Source organism: Labrenzia sp. C1B70, from assembly GCF_000475395.1.
Taxonomy (GTDB): Bacteria; Pseudomonadota; Alphaproteobacteria; order Rhizobiales; family Stappiaceae; genus Roseibium; species Roseibium algicola.
In genome coordinates, this window is the sequence record NZ_AXCE01000006.1 from 312,878 (window position 1) to 330,803 (window position 17,926).

Sequence of the window (17,926 nt, forward strand, 5' to 3'; positions counted from 1 at the left end):
CCAGATGGTAGGAGAAAAGAACATTGATAGTTTTAAGTATGTGTTTCAGAGAGCAGTAAAAATATTTGGTGTGTTTATTGTTGGGGGTGACAATGCTTCTGTGCACGTCGAATGGCTGAATGCGCTTTGGTGTGTGATAAGTTGTTCAAGTCATTGTGAGAATATTGTTGTGCCTTCAATCGTCAGGCACAATGCACGCACATTTTGATGGTAGCCAAGCCGTCGTTTTGGCCCAGCCACCCAAGCAAGTGAATAACCGGGGATTCATCATGAAGCTGTCCAGCTTTGCTTTCATTGCGGTACTGAGCGGCGCCCTTTGTGCGACGCCAGTCTTGTCGGCGGACAAGTCGATCACGCCTGACGGCAAGCCCGCGCCTTCCAAGCCGCATGCCAAGCCGGGGTCCAAAGCCGCGCAGGATGAAGAAGCTGCTGCTCAAACGCCTTATGCGACGGTGCGGGACGTGTTTTCCGGAGATACGACAGTTGCCGGTGAAAAGGTCGCCTTTCCGCAATCGAACCCTTCGCTAAAGGCCATCGAGATCACCATGGAGCCGGGCGAGGAGACACAGTGGCACCAGCATCATGCGCCGCTCTTTGCCTACATTCTGGAAGGCGAGATTACCGTCACTTACGAGGAACTTGGCAAGAAGGTCTACCGTGCCGGCGACGGTCTTCTGGAAGCAATGGATGTCACCCACAAAGGTCAGAACACCGGTGAAGGGCCGGCCAAGATCCTGGCTGTTTTCCTGCTCGGGGATGACGGTGTGGCAACGGTCGCCGAGGACAAGCCAGGTGCAAACAAGAACAAGGTCGAATAGGGGAAAGAAATCTCGCCTAACCGTCCTATACACCCATTGATTGAATGGACGCTTTTCGATTTCCGATACACTCGGGAATGCGAACTTTCTGTAAAATATCGAAAATCGCTTGTCAGATCCAAAAGCTGACCTAAGGTAAGTGAAGACGGTCTGCCGGATGATGCAAAACGCGTCTGCAATCTGGGGGCGCAGTCTAAGCAACCATTCAGGTGGGAGTTTTCATGAGCTATTTTCGCACGTTGCCGCGTTTGAGCGCGGTGGTTCTCGGACTCGCGGCAGCTTTTGCCGTAACGTCCCAGACAAGTCTGGCGCAGGAGGTGCAGAAGCCGAATATTCTCGCTATTTGGGGGGACGATATCGGCACCTGGAACATCAGCCACAACAACCGTGGCATGATGGGCTACCGCACACCCAACATTGACCGGATCGCACAGGAAGGCGTTGCCTTTACCGACTATTATGCCCAGCAAAGCTGTACGGCTGGCCGCGCTGCCTTTATCGGGGGCAATGTACCTGTCCGTACAGGCATGACCAAGGTTGGCCTGCCGGGAGCAGAGCAAGGCTGGCAGGAAACCGACGTCACCATGGCAACTATCCTGAAGTCGCAAGGTTACAAGACCGGCCAGTTCGGCAAGAACCACCAGGGTGACCTGGACGAACATCTGCCGACAAACCACGGTTTCGATGAGTTCTTCGGCAATCTCTATCATCTGAATGCTGAAGAAGAGCCGGAAAACCGGGACTATCCGGGTGATATGGTTCTGGCGAACGGCAAGACCTTCCGTGAACAGTTCGGTCCGCGTGGTGTCCTCCATACATGGGCAAATGCAGACGGAACGCAGAAGATCGAGGACACCGGTCCGCTTACGAAGAAGCGCATGGAAACCGTCGATGAGGAATCGCTTGCCGAAGCCAAGCGTTTTATTCGTGAAGCGGTGGAAGAGGGTGTTCCCTTCTTTGTCTGGTGGAACGGAACCCGCATGCATTTCCGCACACATGTGAAGGAGGAGCACACAGGGATTGCCGGTCCGAGCGGGGATACCTATCACGACGGCATGGTCGAGCATGACATGCATGTCGGCGAGCTGCTGGACCTGTTGGATGAGCTCGGCATCGCCGATAACACGGTGGTGATGTATTCGACCGACAACGGCCCGCACTTCAACACCTGGCCGGATGCCGGCACGACGCCGTTCCGCAGCGAAAAGAATTCCAACTGGGAAGGTGCTTACCGTGTGCCGACCTTTGTTCGCTGGCCCGGCGTCTTCCAGGAAAACGTGACGCTGAACGGTATCGTTGCCCACGAAGACTGGCTGCCGACCTTCGCCGCGATTGCAGGGGCTTCGGATATCAAGGAACAGCTTCTTGAAGGTGTTGAACTCGGTGGACGGACTTACCGAAACTACATCGACGGTTACGACCTCAACGCCTATCTGAAAGGCGAGACCGATTCATCGCCGCGTCACGAGTTCTGGTACGTGAATGACGATGGTCAGGTGGTTGCGGCCCGGTACGACGACTGGAAGGTCGTGTTCCTGGAAAACCGCGGTCAGGCCTTCGGCGTCTGGCAGGAGCCCTTCACCGAACTGCGTGTGCCCGCCGTCTTCAACCTGCGCCGGGATCCTTTCGAAAAGGCCCAGCACAATGCGAATATCTATTTCGACTGGTTGCTGGACCGTGCGTTCGTGATCGTTCCGATCCAGGCACTGGCCTCAAGGTTCCTGCAGACCATGCAGGACTATCCGCCAAGCCAGACACCTGGATCCTTCAACCTGTCAGCGATCGAGGAGAAGTTGAAGGCCGGCATGAGCGGCAGCAACTGAGTTAAACGCGTCACTACAATAAAAAGCCCGGGGCTTTGCGACGCTCCGGGCTTTTTTTGCGCATTTGCCAATGTGTCGTCCAGAACCGCAGCAATTAGCGGTCGACTGATTTTGGATCTCAGAGACGGCGCAGCAGTTCAGGCGTCGGCCAGGCATCGGCAGGCATGCCAAGCTTCTGCTGCACCTGCTGCACGGCATTTCGGGTGCCGGAGCCGAGGATGCCGTCGATCTTGCCTACGTCATAACCCATGCTGGATAGTTTCGACTGGAGCTGCTTCATCTGGGCGTCGTCCAGGCCAAGGTCCGGATTGCCTTCCGTGTAGACCGGTGCGCCGGCGAGCCTTGTCGCGAAATAGGCGGCAGTGGTCGTGTAGACGAACGACTGGTTCCATTCCAGATAGATGCTGTAATTCGGATAGGCGAGGAATGCCGGCCCCTTGCGGCCCTGAGGCAGGAGCAGCGAAGCGGGCAGGTTGCCGGAAATCTGACCCCAACGCGGCTGCACGCCAAGAGCAGCCCACTGGGCACCGGTCTTGGTCTTGTCGAGCCCGCTTTCAGCCCAGTTGAGGTTCTGCGGTACCTTGACCTCCTGCAGCCAGGGTTCGCCGCGGCGCCAGCCCAGATGCTGGATGAAGGCACCGGCAGTCAGAATGGCATCGGCGGCACTTTCCTTCAGCTTCACGTGCCCGTCACCATCGCCGTCGCGGCCGAACTTGATGATGTCTTCGGGCAACATCTGAACCATGCCGATCTCACCTGCCCAGGCGCCGGTGGTGCTGCGCGGGTCAAGATCACCGTGCTGGACCATCTCGATGGCAGCGATCAGTTGCGGCCGGAACAGTTCCGGGCGGCGGCAATCATGAGCAAGCGTGGCCAGCGCATTGACGGTGTTGAAATCGCCCTGAACCGCGCCGAAATCCGTTTCAAGCGCCCAGAAAGCGGTAATGACAGGTGCCGGAACGCCATATTCGGATTCGGTACGCTGGAATATGCTCGCGTATTTCTTCATGTTCGCGGCGCCGTTTTTCATCCGGTAGCCGGAAATGACCCGCTTGGAAAAATCCAGGAAGGTCATCTTGAAGACACCCTGCGCCCGATCACGCGACAGCACCTTGCGGTCGACCTGCGCACCCGCCAGGGTCTGGTCTGCCGCATTCGCGGAAAGGCCCTTGGCAATCGCTTCCTGTTTCACGCCTGCAAGGAATTGCCGGAAGTCGCCGCCACACTGCTGCGCCTGAGCAGGCGCGGTGGCGAGCCAGAAACCGGCGAGGGCGGTGGCAGCGATTTTCGGGGAGAAGCGGAGTGTCATGAAAAATCCTGTCGTTGGGCGCAAAGGCAGGCCGGAGCCTTTAAAAATCGGCCATAGTTGACTGTGCTTCGCTTGTGACGTCAACCCGTCGACAGGGCGAGCTGAAGGCTCTTCCACCAAGTCTTTGGCAGCAAGCTGCGGTGCTAACGGCAATTGCCGAAATCAGAGCCGACCATGATGCCGCCGTTCGGGGATCTTTTCAGCGGCGCGTTGACGCTGGCTGAAGAACGACAGTCGGAGGAAGACGTTCCGACGCTGGGGGACTGGTAATAGGGGGCGTTCACCCCGGACGTCTGCTGCTGGCACATCTGGTAGGCCATGTCGTAAAGAGCCTGCCAACCGCCGGGCATTGAGCCCATGTTGTCCAGGACGCCAAGCGCTGCACCTGCACGGGCGCCACGAAAAGCGCCCGATGCCCCGCGCCATTCGCCGCCAACAACCGCTCCGGCCATGCCGCCGGACACAGCATCTCCGACGACATCACCGCTGCCCATGCGGGCGTTGGCATAGTCGGTCGCATAGACTGTGCAATCGGTTCCATCCGCCTGAGCTTGCGTGATTGCGGCCGGGAAAGTGAAGAGAAGGGAAGCGCTGAGGCTGAGGGCTGCACGGTTCGCCATGGTCCGTCTCCTGTCTGCAGTGCCTGACATGCACCGTGGAAAGCGCAACAATCCAAATGCCGAGACCGGCCGGAAACGTGTTGCGACATATCGAGAGCTATCAACACAGGCGCTGCTGATTGCGCCCGTCGATGCAGCTGTCCCCGCGGTCCGCAGGGCAAAACTAAATCGACGGGATATTACGCTTCGACACTTAACAAGGCTCTACCTGGCAAACGCAGGTTTTACTCATGGCTGCTGCTGGGGTTCCAGGAAACTTTCACCTACGTAGCCGGTCTTGCCGTCATACTGAACGCCGCACCACCAGTTGCCGCACGTGTTGAAACGAACCTCGGCTCCAGCCGGGATGACGGCCAGAACCGTCGCATCCTTGTTCTGCGCTTCACGGAGGTTCACGGATGACTTGATTTTTGCCGAAAGCGGAAAGTCCGACGCAGCGGCGCTGGTTTCCGGAGTAGAGGTGGATGCAGTGTCGGTGTCAGGTGCCGTGACGGCCGGAAGGTCAGCTCCCAGCAGCGATGCATCCGATACCGGATTTTCGTCGGTCTCCTGCACTGCTGCAGCAGCGCTGGCAACGAGGGTGTTGGTGGTACCGCGTGCCGATTGGCTATTGGTTCTGACGGGGGCGGGCTGAGCTGGAGCAAGTCGCGACTGGATCTTGTCGTCGGCAACCTTGTTGGTGTCATGACCCAGCGGGTTGGAATGGTCTTCAGGTGCAGTGGACGCTACCGACCTTGAGGCGAATACCTCGCGGATACGATCCTTGGCCGACTTTACCTGCTCTTCGCTTGCGGTCGGTGTTGCGGTCAGATCCGTCCTGCCCTGGTATTCGGGATCTGCGCCGGCAATCAGGCTCTCGATCGTCGGTTCGGTATTGATCTGCTGGGTCTGGACCGTGCGGCTGTCTGCCTCTTTGCCGGCCAGCAGGTCGCTCAGGCTCAAATAGATTGCTCCTGCGCCGACGCCGACAATCACAAGTGTACTGACCAGCAGTGTTCTGAAACTCGGACCATGCCGGAAATTGGCTGCCGCTTTGGAAACGGCTGCAGGTGCGGGGACTTGTTCAGGCTGAAGACCGATATTCCGGGATCCTCGTACCGGAGTGCGCAACACGCCTGGCATATCGAAGCCGGTTTCGTCCGTTGCACCTGTCAGTGTCGGGCGGCGGGAGGCTGTCGGCTTCAGTTCGTCGGCGGTTGCATGCATCTGAAGGATCTTGGCGGCAAGTGTGCTGGCGTCAGAACCTGTGTCTGCCGCCACTGTGTGAACTTCGGTTTCGCTAACAGGGACTTCATCGTCCTTGGACGGATCGTTGGGAACGACGAGCTTCAGCTCGTTCTTTTGAGGTGCATTGTCCGGATCGTGGCCTTCGGGGAAGTCGCAAGTGTTGGCTGGCGCGGTGACGGAATACATGTGGCCCTCCTGGTTTTGCGGTTCGGGCACGCTCGGAGCGATTGCCATATCTGGGTACCGGAGCATTAATCTTCGTTAATGCGTCGGCACGCAGGCCGGATTGCGGCGGCAGTAGGGAATTTTGCATGAAATGTGACGGGTCTGTGGTCTTGCGGGGCCAAATGGATGTGCGTTTGCAAAAGCCTAACCTGTCTCTGACAAACTGCGCGCAAACGGCCTGCCAATAGAATGAACGGCAGGCATTTCGCCCGGGCAGGGCGAAAGGCGAAGCCAGAAACGACAGGCAAAAAAGATCATGACGCGCTGGATCTCTCACCTCATCTCTCGAACGGTCGGATTGGCGGCGGGCGTTGCTGCTGGAATGGCGCTCACGTGCCACTCGGCGGCCGCGCAGGATGTGCAGGAATTGAAGATCGGTCTGTTGGCGACACTGTCCGGCCCGGCGGCCGTCTACGGTGAACACATGCGCGACGGTTTCATGCTGGCCGTCGAGCAATCCAATGGCGCGCTTGGTGGCTTGCCCACCAATGTGATCGTGGTTGATGACAAGCTGGATCCGGACAATGCGCTGCAGCAGGCAACGAAACTGATCGAGGAAAATGGCGTCGATCTCATCGTCGGAGTCAATTTCTCCAAGGTGATGCTTGCCGTGCACGATCCTATCGTGCGGTCGAAGACCTTGTTTATCGGAACGCATTCCGGGCCTGCGCCGATCGCCGGGCGCAATTGCAGCCGTTACTTCTTCTCAACTGCGTCACAGGACGATCAGGTCCACGAGACGATGGGGCGTTACGCCAGCCTCAAAGGGTACCAGGACGTCGTCACGATCGCTCCGGACTATGAAGCTGCCCGGGATGCCGTTGCTGCGTTCCGCCGCCATTTCAAGGGACAGATCGCCCGCGAATTGTTCCCGAAACTGGGTCAGACCGATTTCTCGGATGAATTCAAGCAGATCGAGGAAATAGAACCGGATGCGATTTTCACCTTCATGCCTGGTGGCATGGGGGTGGAACTGGTGAAACAGTTCCACACTTCCGGGCTGAAGGGTATTGTACCGTTCCTCTCGTCCGACACGGTCAATGCCGTCACGCTACCCTATACGGCGGAGATGGCTGAGGGACTTTACAGCGCATCTCATTGGGCGCCAAACCTTGATAATCCGGCCAACAAGAGGTTCGTGCGGGAGTTCAGCAAGGCCTACAAATACGAGCCCTCGGTCTACGCTGCGCAAGGCTATGATGCTGCCAAGCTGATCCATTTTGCCCTGGAACTGACCGGGGGCATCAAGGACCAGGAAGCGTTGATCTCGGCTATCAGTGCGGCTCCCTTTGAAAGCGTTCGAGGCGACTTCCGCTTCAATTCCAACCAGTTCCCCATTCAGGATTTCTATATTGTGGAAGGGGTCCGGCGCACCAGCAAGCTCTATGAGATGGAAGCCGTTGCCCGGGTCTTCGACGATGTCGGCGATGCCTATGCCGGTTCGTGCCGTATGTAATTTTATCCTGCACAGACCAGGTATTGGGATGATCTGAAACGATCGGTCCAGAAATCAGACTTGCTCCTCTTGCATTCTGGACTGCGTAGTCCATATCAGAGGCATGAGAAACGCAGAGGTCCATATTTCCGGCTCGGAGAAACGCACGGCAGGTCCGGGCAGGCCGCGCAGCTTCGATGAAGCGGCGGCGCTTGAGGCGGCCATGCATGTTTTCTGGCAGAAGGGCTTCGAAGCGACGTCTCTGGACGATCTCACCAAGGCAATGGGGCTTAGCCGTTCCAGTTTCTACGCCACTTTCGGCTGCAAGCAGACGCTGTTTCTGCGAGCGCTGGAGCATTATTCGAAAAACGGAATCCGTGGCCTGAAGGAAGTTGCCGAAACCGCTGAAGATGACGCGGTGGACGCGATGATGCAGGCTTTGTCCGATCCGAAAGGGGGGCCAAGGGGCTGCCTTCTGGTCAATTGCATCACCGAACTTGCGCCCCATGACGACAAGGTTGCCGAGATTGGCCGTCGTCACCTGGAAAATATCGAAGACCTCTTTGCCAGGGCGATCGACCCGGACAACCCGGATGCTGTCCGGGATAGGGCGAGCGCCTATTCATCGCTTGCCATTGGAACCCTGGCGCTGCGCAAGGCTGGAGTTCCGGCAGAGCGGATTGCCAGAACCCTGAAGCAGGCAAGGACCGTCCTGATGCCATAATCGCCCGGGCGGTGTGGAAGCGTTCATGAAGAACCACGGAGTTGTGCGCATAATATTGGACTGTTTAGTCCAGAAATAGTGAAGCAGACAAACTTCAAAAGGAAAGAAGAACATGTCAGAAGCAAAACTGTTTTCGCCCGCAAAGGCAGGGGCAATCGAACTGAAGAACCGTATCGTGATGGCACCGTTGACCCGCAACCGGGCTCGGCACGAAGACGATGCACCGCATGATCTGACAGTGAAATATTACGATCAGCGTGCCGGAGCAGGATTGATCATCACCGAGGCCTCGCAGATCTCGCCGCAGGGTAAGGGATATGCATGGACGCCTGGCATCTATTCAGATGCGCAAGTGGCGGGCTGGAAGAAGGTCACCGATGCGGTTCATGCAAAAGGTGGCAAGATTGTCATTCAGCTCTGGCATGTCGGCCGTATTTCTCATCCGGTTCTCCAGCCGGGTGGCGCAGATCCGGTGGCTCCTTCTGCAATTGCTGCCAAATCCAAGACGTTTGACGGAACGCAATTCGTTGATACGCCGACGCCGCGTGCGTTGGACGCCAGCGAGATCCCGGGCATTGTCGAGGACTATAGAAAAGCCGCCGAAAACGCGAAGAAAGCTGGCTTCGACGGTGTCGAGGTGCATGCTGCCAACGGTTATCTGATCGACCAGTTCCTGCGCGACGGCTCCAACAAGCGTGACGATGCCTACGGCGGATCCATCGAGAACCGGACCCGCTTCCTGAAGGAGGTCATGGATGCCGTTGTTGGTGTGCTGGGTGCTGACCGGGTCGGCATCAGGCTGAGCCCGTTCTCCAGCGCCAACGACATTGCCGACAGCAATCCGCAAGCGACCTTCTCGCACGCGATCAAATTGCTGAACGGCTATGGTCTTGCTTACCTGCATCTGGTTGAAGGCCAGACCGGTGGTCCGCGCGATATCCCGGACGGTGGTGATTTGTCAGCTCTCTATGCACTCTTCGATGGCGCCCATATGGGCAACAACGGTTACGACCGTGCTTCCGCAATCGAGGCTGTGGAAACAGGCGCAGTCGATCTTGTCGCGTTCGGTCGTCCGTTCATTTCCAATCCGGATCTGGTCGAGCGGCTGGAGAAGAATGCTCCGCTGAACGCGCTGGATACCGATACGCTCTATGGCGGCAGCGAAAAAGGCTACACGGATTATCCCACCTTGGCAGAAGCGTCTGTCGCGGCGGAGTAATCCAGAAGGTTTCGGGCCGCCCGACATCCACCCCCTCCGGGGCGGTCTGAAGGATAGCCGGTGTAGGGTTTCGACCCGCACCGGCTTTCTTTTTATGCGTGCAAAGGGGTATTTTCCCTGCTGGCAAGCAGGTGAGCGGCACACCAGCAGCCAAGTCCCAACTCCACTGCGGCAGCGGCGACAAGTGGTGCAGGGGGCATGCCGTCGAGGGCCAGGCTGACAAGCCGACCTGTGCCATAGCCAAGCAGCAAGGCGGCGGACACCAGCAATCCGATTGTCTCCCACGAACGATAGAAAAGACCCATCGAAGCGGCGAAACACGCCAGTAAGATGAGGACGCCGGGTGAGCGAACCTCGCTCATCATCGCCGCGGAAGGATTGAGGGTTATTCCGTTTGAAGAAAACAGAAGCTCCGGCGCAAAGACGATCAGGGAGCCGATCACCAGAAAGGTCAGGGCGGACAGGGCGAGGGCGGCTTTTTTGCTCAGGGTGTTCATTGGCTGTCTCCGGTTTGTTTGAACTGGAATCCAGGATCTGATACGTGCGCCAGATGATCTATGATATAAAGAATAAGAAAATTTGCAGATCGTCCAGATTTCTGGGCAGATGACCAGCGTTCAAGAGGGAGTTCCTGATGTCCTTGCCGAGCCCGGTCTTGCAAGCTGACCAATCCTCGCCCTCGCTGGATTTTGCCCCGCTTGGCGATGTGTTGCATCTTCTACGCCTTACGGGAACCTTCTACTGCAATCCCGAACTGTCAGCTCCCTGGGCGATTGATGTTCCGGACATGGGTGGACAGATGGTTCTTCTGGTGGTGACCGAGGGGAGTTGTTTGCTGCAGACCGAGCACTGCGAGACGATTTCCTTGACCGCCGGGCAGCTTGTGCTGTTGCCGCATGGCAAACCGGTTGTCATGAGTAGTGATGCCGAAGCTGTCGCAACGCCTCTGTTCGACATTCCTGCCATCCGACACAGTCCGTCATACGAAACCATGATTTTTGGTGGGGGCGGGGCCGTCACCCGGATGACTTGTGGTGTGTTGAAGCTCGACCACGCGGCTGCCGAACGACTGCAGCAGCTGTTGCCCCCGGTCATACGATTGGACACCTTCGCTCAGCACGCCGGCCCATGGATCTACAGCACGTTGAATTACCTGGCAGAAGAGGCGCGCAATCCGCAGCCTGGCGGAGAAACGGTGCTGACACGCCTGACGGATATTCTCGTTGTACAGGCGATCCGGGCGTGGCTGCAGAGCAACGAGGCGCTTGAAACAGGTTGGCTTGCAGCCTTGCGCGATCCGAAGATCGGGCGGGCCCTGCAGGCCTTTCACCGGGCTCCGCAGGAAGGCTGGACCATTGCCAGATTGGCGGAAAGGGCTGGTATGTCACGTTCCGCATTTGCCGCGCGCTTCAAGCAACTGACCGGGGAAGGTGCCATGCAGTATGTCCTGCATTGGCGCATGCAATTGGCACGAATGGATCTGAGGGAAGGAAAGCGTACACTGGCGGAGATTGCCATCGGGCTCGGCTACGAGTCCGAAGCAGCATTTGCAAGGGCCTTCAAACGAATTGTCGGGACGTCGCCGGGGGCGTATCGAAGGCAATAAACCGGAGTGATTTCAGCATCGGCCACGGCTGTGACTGGTAACCGTACCGGAGCGTACTCTTTTTTCCCATTCCGGCCTTTCGTTCGGCAAAAAAACCTGTCAAACCCATATCAGAGCTAAATCGGGCGCGGAAACCTGATCCGCTCCGGCAGCACGTCGCGCCGGAGGGACAAAGGCCTGCACACGTAGGGAGAAACGAAAATGCCCCCGTATCGTTCCAGAACATCCACTCACGGCCGCAACATGGCTGGTGCGCGCGGCCTTTGGCGCGCGACCGGCATGAAGGACGACGACTTCGGCAAGCCGATCATCGCCATCGCCAACTCCTTCACACAGTTTGTGCCGGGCCACGTCCATCTGAAGGACCTCGGCCAGCTGGTTGCCCGAGAAGTGGAAAAGGCTGGCGGTGTCGCCAAGGAATTCAACACCATCGCGGTCGATGACGGTATCGCCATGGGTCACGATGGCATGCTCTATTCGCTGCCCTCGCGCGAAGTGATTTCCGATGCGGTTGAATACATGGTCAACGGCCATTGCGCAGATGCGCTGGTCTGTATTTCCAACTGCGACAAGATTACCCCGGGCATGCTGAACGCTGCCATGCGGCTCAACATTCCGGTTGTCTTCGTTTCCGGCGGGCCGATGGAAGCCGGCAAGGTGGTGCTGGAAAATGGCGTTGCCAAGTCTGTCGACCTGATCGACGCGATGATTGCCGCTGCCGACGACCGGATGTCCGATGCAGACGTTCTGACAATGGAACAGAATGCCTGCCCGACATGCGGCTCCTGCTCGGGCATGTTCACGGCGAACTCCATGAACTGCCTGACGGAAGCCCTTGGCCTGGCCTTGCCGGGCAACGGTTCGACGCTGGCAACCCACGCAGATCGCGAACGGCTTTTCGTGGAAGCAGGGCATCTGATCGTCGATCTTGCTAAACGCTACTACGAGCAGGACGACGAAAGCGTGCTGCCGCGGAACATTGCGAACTTCAAGGCGTTCGAGAACGCAATGAGCCTCGATATCTCCATGGGTGGATCCACCAACACGATCCTGCACCTTCTGGCAGCGTCCCATGAAGGTGAAATCGGCTTCACGATCGATGACATCGACCGTCTGTCGAAACAGGTTCCGGTGCTCTGCAAGGTCGCGCCCGCGGTCGAAAACATCCACATGGAAGACGTCCACCGGGCTGGCGGTATCATGGGTATTCTCGGCGAACTGGACCGGGCAGGGTTGCTGCACACGGACCTTCCGACCGTCCATTCCGCAACGATGAAGGAAGCTCTTTCGCGTTGGGATATTCGCCAGACGAATTCCGAGAGCGTACACAATTTCTTCCGGGCAGCGCCGGGCGGGGTGCCGACACAGGTTGCCTTCAGCCAGGAGCGTCGCTGGGACGACCTCGACATCGACCGCAAGGCCGGTGTCATCCGCGAAGCAGAGCACGCCTACAGCAAGGACGGTGGCCTCGCCGTGCTTTACGGCAACATTGCCGAGGATGGCTGTGTGGTGAAGACTGCCGGTGTTGACGAAAGCATCCTGAAGTTTTCCGGTCCGGCTCGGATCTTCGAGAGCCAGGACAGTGCCGTCTCCGCGATCCTGACCAACAAGGTCAAGGAAGGCGACGTGGTGCTGATCCGCTACGAAGGTCCGCGCGGCGGTCCGGGCATGCAGGAAATGCTCTATCCGACCAGCTACCTGAAATCCAAGGGACTCGGCAAAGCCTGCGCGTTGATTACCGATGGCCGTTTCTCGGGTGGTTCTTCGGGCCTGTCCATTGGCCACATTTCGCCGGAAGCTGCCGAAGGCGGCGCTATCGGACTGGTCGAGGAAGGCGATCCTATCGTGATCGATATTCCGAACCGTGTTTTGAAGGTCGATCTGCCGGATTCAGTCTTTGCCGAACGCCGCGCTGCAATGGAAGCAAAGGGCGATCAGGCCTGGAAGCCGGTCGAGATCCGCAAGCGCAAGGTTTCAACGGCACTTCGCGCCTACGCCAAACTGACCACCAGCGCTTCCAAGGGCGCCTTCCGGGTTGTCGACTGACGACGAGCTGAACTGAAATTCGGCATACCGAAACTCCAACGCCCTGCGCCCGATAGGCCGCGGGGCGTTTTTCATTTCAAGGTTATGACAAGGCAAGACAATCGCTTCAGCCTGAAGGCTTGTTGGTGGTTCGGGAAATCAATTCGTCCCAAACCCTTGTCATTTGTATGCTTCCGCCGCACATATCCGGCTTATCTTCCGGTTCAGATCCAAGGCAGTAGATGGATTCTCTTACCCAGTTTGTTCTCGGCGCAGCCGTCTCCACAGCACTCCTTGGCAAAAAACTTGGCCCCAGAAAGGCTGCTCTTATCGGCGGGGTCCTCGGGACGTTGCCGGACCTGGATGTCCTGATCCCCTATGACGATCCAATCGACAGTTTCGTCTACCATCGCGGCTGGACACACTCGGTCTTTGTACATGCATTGGCAGCGCCGTTGTTGGGCGAGGGGCTCATAAGGCTGTTCAAGGGCTTGAGGGACTGCCGCTGGCTGACCTGGCTCACTGTCTTCCTGTGTCTTGCCACCCATGCAGGCATTGATGCAATGACGGTCTACGGCACGCGGCTGTTCTGGCCTTTTTATCCGGATCCCGTCGGCGTCGGGTCGGTGTTTATTATTGATCCGCTCTATACCCTGCCTCTTCTGGCCGTCGTGATCTGGGCTCTGTTCAGGAAAAACTGGACACGACGCTTTCAGGCCTGGATGACGGCTGCGCTGGTGGTTTCGACCGGATATCTTGGCCTGAGCGTCGTCCTTCAGCGTCATGTCGAGCAGAAGGCGCAGGATCTGTTCAGGCAGGAAGGCATTCTTCCGGACAAGGTTTTTGCAATTGCGGCTCCCTTCAACATTCTCGTCTGGAAGGTTATCGGCCTTCAGGAAGACCGCTACGACAATCTGTATTATTCGCTTCTGGACGAGGGTGGGAAACCGGAGATCTATACCCATCCGCGACACCCGGAACTCGTTGCCTGCGTTGAAGATACGCAAGCCTTCCGGAAACTGGACTGGTTCAGCCGTGGCTACTACAGGGCCGAACTGGACGACGGAAAACTCGTCATCTCCGATCTGCGCATGGGCATGACCCCGAACTATGTTTTCCGCTTTGCGATTGCCGAGGCCCAGGACGATGGCTTCCGGGAGATCCCTCCGCGTAGTGCAACGGGAGAGGTGAGGGTGGATCCTCAAGACTGGACGTGGCTGACTGCCCGGCTCAAGGGTGTGGTAGCGGTGCGCCGGGCGGAGGCAGCTGTTGCAGGAACTGGTGAGGCCATTGCCGGGCAGGCATGTGCGCTTGCTGGTGAGACTTCCGGTTAGATACTGCAGGGCCGTTGAAACGGATGCCCCTGCAATCCGCTTGTGTGAGTTGATGTCAAACCGCCTGTTGGCAAGTGGCAGCGGAAATTCTTCAACTTTTACAGATTGTTAGCTGCTTTAATTTTGAGCATGTTTTTTGATGGAATATACCCGGCACGTCGTTGGAGTTGGCGTGGCTGAGAGGATTTTGATCAATTATTTCAATTGCTTAAATTGATATTTTTGCTCATTGGAATTTTGGCGGGTCTGCCGAAGAATTGGGCATCCATTTTGCAGTAAAAGACCTGACAAAATTAGCAAGACAGAATTAACCTCTCGGCGAAATCATGCCTGTGTTTTCGAACAGTGGGGCAAATACATCATGAGCCGGGCGGCATACACTAGATCCGTTCTCTGTGGTGCCGGTATTCTGGTGGCGGGACCGGCAATGGCCGCGCAGACAATGGAGCTGGCGACTTTCCAGAAGAGCCTGGACATGGTCTGGGTGCTGTTTGCAGCCGGGCTGGTTTTGTTGATGCAAGTTGGCTTCATGTTGCTGGAAGCTGGCCTCGTCCGTTCCAAGAACTCGATCAACGTTGCCCAGAAGAACCTTCTCGATCTCGCCGTCTCCGTTCTGATCTTTGCGGTCTTTGGCTTTTCGCTGGCATTCGGCGCCGGCGGAAGCTGGTTTGCGGGATTTGATACGCGGCTGTTCGGTCTGTCCGACCTTGATCCCTGGGGGCTGACCATCTTCGCCTTCCAGGTCATGTTCTGCGGTACGGCGGCAACGATCATTTCCGGTGCGGTGGCAGAACGCATGCGCCTTTCGGCGTACATCTGGTGTTCCGTGCTGACCGCCGGGCTGATCTACCCTGTGTTTGCGCATTGGGCCTGGGGACAGGCGCTGTTTTCAGATGCCACGGCAATGCTTGCCAACATCGGCTTTGTCGATTTCGCGGGGTCAACGGTGGTCCATGGCACGGGCGCATGGATCGCGCTGGCTGCCTGTGTGATCCTGGGGCCGAGATCCGGCCGCTTCGGAGCCGACGGGCGTGCCTATCGCATTCAGGGCCACAGTTCCGTTCTTGCAACGTCTGGTGCGTTGATCCTTTTTGTCGGCTGGCTTGGCTTCAACGGCGGCTCCACACTTGCCGCCTCCTGGCATGTGCCGATGATCCTTGCCAACACCGTTCTCGCCGCCGCGGCTGGCACCGGGGCGGGGTATCTTCTTGGCCGGCAGAAAGACAAGGTCATTCTGCCGGAAAACTCGATCTCGGGGCTATTGGGTGGCTTGGTTGCCGTCACTGCCGGCTGCCATCTTCTGGCCCCGGTCGGTGCACTGGTGATCGGCGCTGCCGGAGGTGCCGTTGCCATTCTCGGTGCGGTCCTTCTGGAACGTGTCCTGAAGATTGACGATCCCGTCGGTGCAATCAGCGTACACGGATTTTCAGGCGTTGCCGGTACGCTGGGCCTGGCGCTTCTGGCACCAGCAGACCAGTTGCCGCTGGGAGCTCATCTACCGCAGTTTCTGGTCCAGTTCACCGGAGCGCTTGCCTGCTTTGTCTGGAGTTTCGGGTCCGGTTGGCTCGTGCTGTCCGTCCTGAACAAGATGCAGCCGATCCGGCTCGACCTTGCAAGTGAAGATCTTGGCCTCAACGAGGCGGAGCACGGCACGCGGCTCGGTATCGGACATGTGGAAGATGCTCTTGATCGCCTGATTGCCGGCAAGGCGGACCTTTCCATGAGGCTGGAAGTTGCCAAGGGCGATGATTCAGAGCGCCTGACGCGACTGTTCAATGCGCTCATGGACACCGTTCAGAACGAGGAACAGGCTCACAATCGTGCCGCAGACGCCAAGCGCACGCGCGAAGAGGCTGAACGCCTGTCGGCCCTTGCCAACGCCACATTCGATGCAATCGTCATTTCGGTCGACGGACGGATCCTGGACGGTAACAAGACCTTCGAGGATCTCATCGGCTATCCGATTGACGAACTCGAGATGCGCGGACTGTACGAGTTTGTCGACAATGAACTCGCCGGCACGCTCGAGGAGCATCTGGTCAAGGCGGAAAAGGAACCGAGGGAAGTCACTCTGATCAACCGCTCCGGTGAGCGTGTGCCCGTCGAGATCCGCACCCGTGTCATTTCCTATCGCGGCATTCCGACCCGCGTCTCCGCTCTGGTTGACCTCAGGGAGCGCAAGAAGGCTGAGGCACAGATCCTGCACCTTGCCCAGCACGATCCGTTGACGGACCTGCCCAATCGCGCCGTCTTCAATGCCGAGCTCAAACAGACCATCGGCAAGTGCAAGCAGCACGGTATGTCGGCAGCCCTTCTGATCATCGATCTGGACCGCTTCAAGGATATCAATGATCTGCACGGTCACCCGGTCGGTGACATCGTTATCCGGGTCACCGCCGAGCGTTTGCGCCACTCGTGACGCCACGGCGATACCGTTTCACGCCTCGGCGGCGATGAGTTTGCGATCATCCAGAACGGCATCCAATTCGCCAATCAGGCAGAGGATATGGCCATGCGTCTGGTCAAGTCCCTGTCGGAGCCGATCGACTGTGGTCACGGGCTAATTCTGAAACCGGGTGCAAGCATCGGTGTTGCGCTGATGACCGGATACGACGCCGAAGACCAGGTCATCTCCAATGCCGACATCGCGCTTTACAACGCCAAGAACGGCGGACGGCATACCTATTGTGTCTTCCAGCCGGGCATGGGGGATGAAGTCCGCCAGCGCAGGGCCTTGGAAAAGGACATGAATACGGCACTCTCGGCGGGCGAATTCGAGTTGTTTTTCCAGCCGCGCATGTGCCTGGCAACCGCGCGTATCGTCAGCTATGAAGCGCTCATCCGCTGGAACCATCCCGAGCGGGGACTTGTCAGTCCTGCCGAGTTCATTCCCGTCGCGGAGGCTTCCGGACAGATCGTTCCGATCGGCAAATATGTGTTGGCTGAAGCCTTGAGGATAGCCTCTTCGACAATCACGACTGCCAGCATCAGCATCAACGTCAGCCCGGTTCAGTTCCGCGATCGGGACTTTGTCGATGACGTTCGCAGAGCCATCGAAACGTCAGGTGTTCCGGCAGGGCGGATCGAACTGGAAATCACCGAAAACACTCTGATTGAAGACGACGCCAGAGCGCTGGCGGTGCTGACACGCCTGAAGGAAATCGGGGTGAAAATAGCGCTGGACGATTTCGGCGTCGGTTATTCCTCCCTCAGCTACCTGAGCCGCTTTCCCTTCGATTGCATCAAGATCGACCGGTCCTTCGTATCCGAAGCACAGCGCAATTACGGTTCATTGGCGATCATCGAAACGGTGGTCAGGCTCGGCAAGGCTCTCAAGATGCGCGTCGTCGCCGAAGGCGTGGAAGACACGGAAAAGCTCTGCCTGTTGGCACAGCGCGGATGCCACGAAGCTCAGGGTTATCTGATCGGAATGCCCGCACCGACGTCCAAACTTGTCCGGAGTATCCCGGAAGAAGTGAGTGAGGCGCTCGATCGGCTGAAGTTCGGCGGGCTGCAGGTGTTTGAAGCGGCCAACCAGAAGAACCTGGCCAGCTAGACGCC

Annotated in this window: 12 protein-coding genes and 1 pseudogene; 9 read left to right on the forward strand and 4 right to left on the reverse strand. The window is 57.9% G+C overall.

Annotated features, from left to right (window positions below; all coding sequences use genetic code 11):
* Window positions 1-269: 269 nt before the first annotated feature.
* The gene (locus tag Q666_RS43165) at window positions 270-818 is read left to right on the forward strand and encodes a cupin domain-containing protein (RefSeq protein ID WP_023004064.1); all 549 of its coding nucleotides are present in this window, start codon (window positions 270-272) and stop codon (window positions 816-818) included.
* 221 nt (window positions 819-1,039) lie between these two features.
* Window positions 1,040-2,641 (forward strand): arylsulfatase, encoded by a 1,602-nt coding sequence (locus Q666_RS43170; RefSeq protein ID WP_023004065.1) that lies wholly within the window; start codon window positions 1,040-1,042, stop codon window positions 2,639-2,641.
* A 118-nt stretch (window positions 2,642-2,759) separates the two neighbouring features.
* Here the strand turns inward: Q666_RS43170 and Q666_RS43175 are convergent, their stop codons facing one another.
* The 3 genes from Q666_RS43175 to Q666_RS43185 all read right to left on the reverse strand — a co-directional run bounded on the left by Q666_RS43175 (window position 2,760) and on the right by Q666_RS43185 (window position 5,983).
* On the reverse strand, window positions 2,760-3,950 hold the full coding sequence (locus tag Q666_RS43175) for a lytic murein transglycosylase (protein ID WP_023004066.1): 1,191 nt from the start codon (window positions 3,948-3,950) through the stop codon (window positions 2,760-2,762).
* Between the two features lie 143 nt (window positions 3,951-4,093).
* The gene (locus Q666_RS43180; RefSeq protein WP_023014490.1) at window positions 4,094-4,570 is read right to left on the reverse strand and encodes a hypothetical protein; all 477 of its coding nucleotides are present in this window, start codon (window positions 4,568-4,570) and stop codon (window positions 4,094-4,096) included.
* A gap of 228 nt (window positions 4,571-4,798) precedes the next feature.
* The gene (locus tag Q666_RS43185) at window positions 4,799-5,983 is read right to left on the reverse strand and encodes an SH3 domain-containing protein (protein WP_161633293.1); all 1,185 of its coding nucleotides are present in this window, start codon (window positions 5,981-5,983) and stop codon (window positions 4,799-4,801) included.
* Between the two features lie 295 nt (window positions 5,984-6,278).
* Between Q666_RS43185 and Q666_RS43190 the strand changes: the two genes are divergently transcribed.
* From Q666_RS43190 to Q666_RS43200, 3 genes are all read left to right on the forward strand, one after another.
* A complete protein-coding gene (locus Q666_RS43190) occupies window positions 6,279-7,478 on the forward strand; it encodes an ABC transporter substrate-binding protein (protein ID WP_031270773.1) in 1,200 nt (399 codons plus the stop codon).
* Between the two features lie 103 nt (window positions 7,479-7,581).
* Window positions 7,582-8,181 (forward strand): TetR/AcrR family transcriptional regulator, encoded by a 600-nt coding sequence (locus Q666_RS43195; protein ID WP_023004070.1) that lies wholly within the window; start codon window positions 7,582-7,584, stop codon window positions 8,179-8,181.
* A 112-nt stretch (window positions 8,182-8,293) separates the two neighbouring features.
* The gene (locus Q666_RS43200; RefSeq protein ID WP_023004071.1) at window positions 8,294-9,400 is read left to right on the forward strand and encodes an alkene reductase; all 1,107 of its coding nucleotides are present in this window, start codon (window positions 8,294-8,296) and stop codon (window positions 9,398-9,400) included.
* A 92-nt stretch (window positions 9,401-9,492) separates the two neighbouring features.
* Here the strand turns inward: Q666_RS43200 and Q666_RS43205 are convergent, their stop codons facing one another.
* Window positions 9,493-9,897, reverse strand: a complete 405-nt coding sequence (locus Q666_RS43205) for a DUF4345 domain-containing protein (protein ID WP_023004072.1) — start codon at window positions 9,895-9,897, stop codon at window positions 9,493-9,495.
* Between the two features lie 137 nt (window positions 9,898-10,034).
* On the opposite strand from Q666_RS43205, the gene Q666_RS43210 reads away from it, so the two are divergent.
* The 4 genes and pseudogenes from Q666_RS43210 to amt all read left to right on the forward strand — a co-directional run bounded on the left by Q666_RS43210 (window position 10,035) and on the right by amt (window position 17,921).
* Window positions 10,035-11,006, forward strand: coding sequence for an AraC family transcriptional regulator (locus Q666_RS43210; protein WP_023004073.1), 972 nt, complete (start codon window positions 10,035-10,037; stop codon window positions 11,004-11,006).
* Between the two features lie 201 nt (window positions 11,007-11,207).
* Window positions 11,208-13,052: a dihydroxy-acid dehydratase gene (ilvD, locus tag Q666_RS43215; protein ID WP_031270774.1), complete on the forward strand. Its 1,845-nt coding sequence runs from the start codon at window positions 11,208-11,210 to the stop codon at window positions 13,050-13,052.
* 221 nt (window positions 13,053-13,273) lie between these two features.
* Window positions 13,274-14,365: a metal-dependent hydrolase gene (locus Q666_RS43220; protein WP_023004075.1), complete on the forward strand. Its 1,092-nt coding sequence runs from the start codon at window positions 13,274-13,276 to the stop codon at window positions 14,363-14,365.
* A 475-nt stretch (window positions 14,366-14,840) separates the two neighbouring features.
* Window positions 14,841-17,921, forward strand: a pseudogene (amt, locus tag Q666_RS66530) (ammonium transporter).
* Window positions 17,922-17,926: the final 5 nt, after the last annotated feature.

Excerpts from the sequence above, each read along its gene's own strand:
- Q666_RS43210 (WP_023004073.1), top strand. The coding sequence starts at position 10,035 with ATGTCCTTGCCGAGCCCGGTCTTGCAAGCTGACCAATCCTCGCCCTCG.
- Q666_RS43175 (WP_023004066.1), bottom strand. The coding sequence starts at position 3,950 with ATGACACTCCGCTTCTCCCCGAAAATCGCTGCCACCGCCCTCGCCGGT.
- Q666_RS43205 (WP_023004072.1), bottom strand. The coding sequence starts at position 9,897 with ATGAACACCCTGAGCAAAAAAGCCGCCCTCGCCCTGTCCGCCCTGACC.
- Q666_RS43220 (WP_023004075.1), top strand. The coding sequence starts at position 13,274 with ATGGATTCTCTTACCCAGTTTGTTCTCGGCGCAGCCGTCTCCACAGCA.
- Q666_RS43180 (WP_023014490.1), bottom strand. The coding sequence starts at position 4,570 with ATGGCGAACCGTGCAGCCCTCAGCCTCAGCGCTTCCCTTCTCTTCACT.
- Q666_RS43190 (WP_031270773.1), top strand. The coding sequence starts at position 6,279 with ATGACGCGCTGGATCTCTCACCTCATCTCTCGAACGGTCGGATTGGCG.
- ilvD (WP_031270774.1), top strand. The coding sequence starts at position 11,208 with ATGCCCCCGTATCGTTCCAGAACATCCACTCACGGCCGCAACATGGCT.
- Q666_RS43200 (WP_023004071.1), top strand. The coding sequence starts at position 8,294 with ATGTCAGAAGCAAAACTGTTTTCGCCCGCAAAGGCAGGGGCAATCGAA.
- Q666_RS43170 (WP_023004065.1), top strand. The coding sequence starts at position 1,040 with ATGAGCTATTTTCGCACGTTGCCGCGTTTGAGCGCGGTGGTTCTCGGA.
- Q666_RS43195 (WP_023004070.1), top strand. The coding sequence starts at position 7,582 with ATGAGAAACGCAGAGGTCCATATTTCCGGCTCGGAGAAACGCACGGCA.
- Q666_RS43165 (WP_023004064.1), top strand. The coding sequence starts at position 270 with ATGAAGCTGTCCAGCTTTGCTTTCATTGCGGTACTGAGCGGCGCCCTT.
- Q666_RS43185 (WP_161633293.1), bottom strand. The coding sequence starts at position 5,983 with ATGTATTCCGTCACCGCGCCAGCCAACACTTGCGACTTCCCCGAAGGC.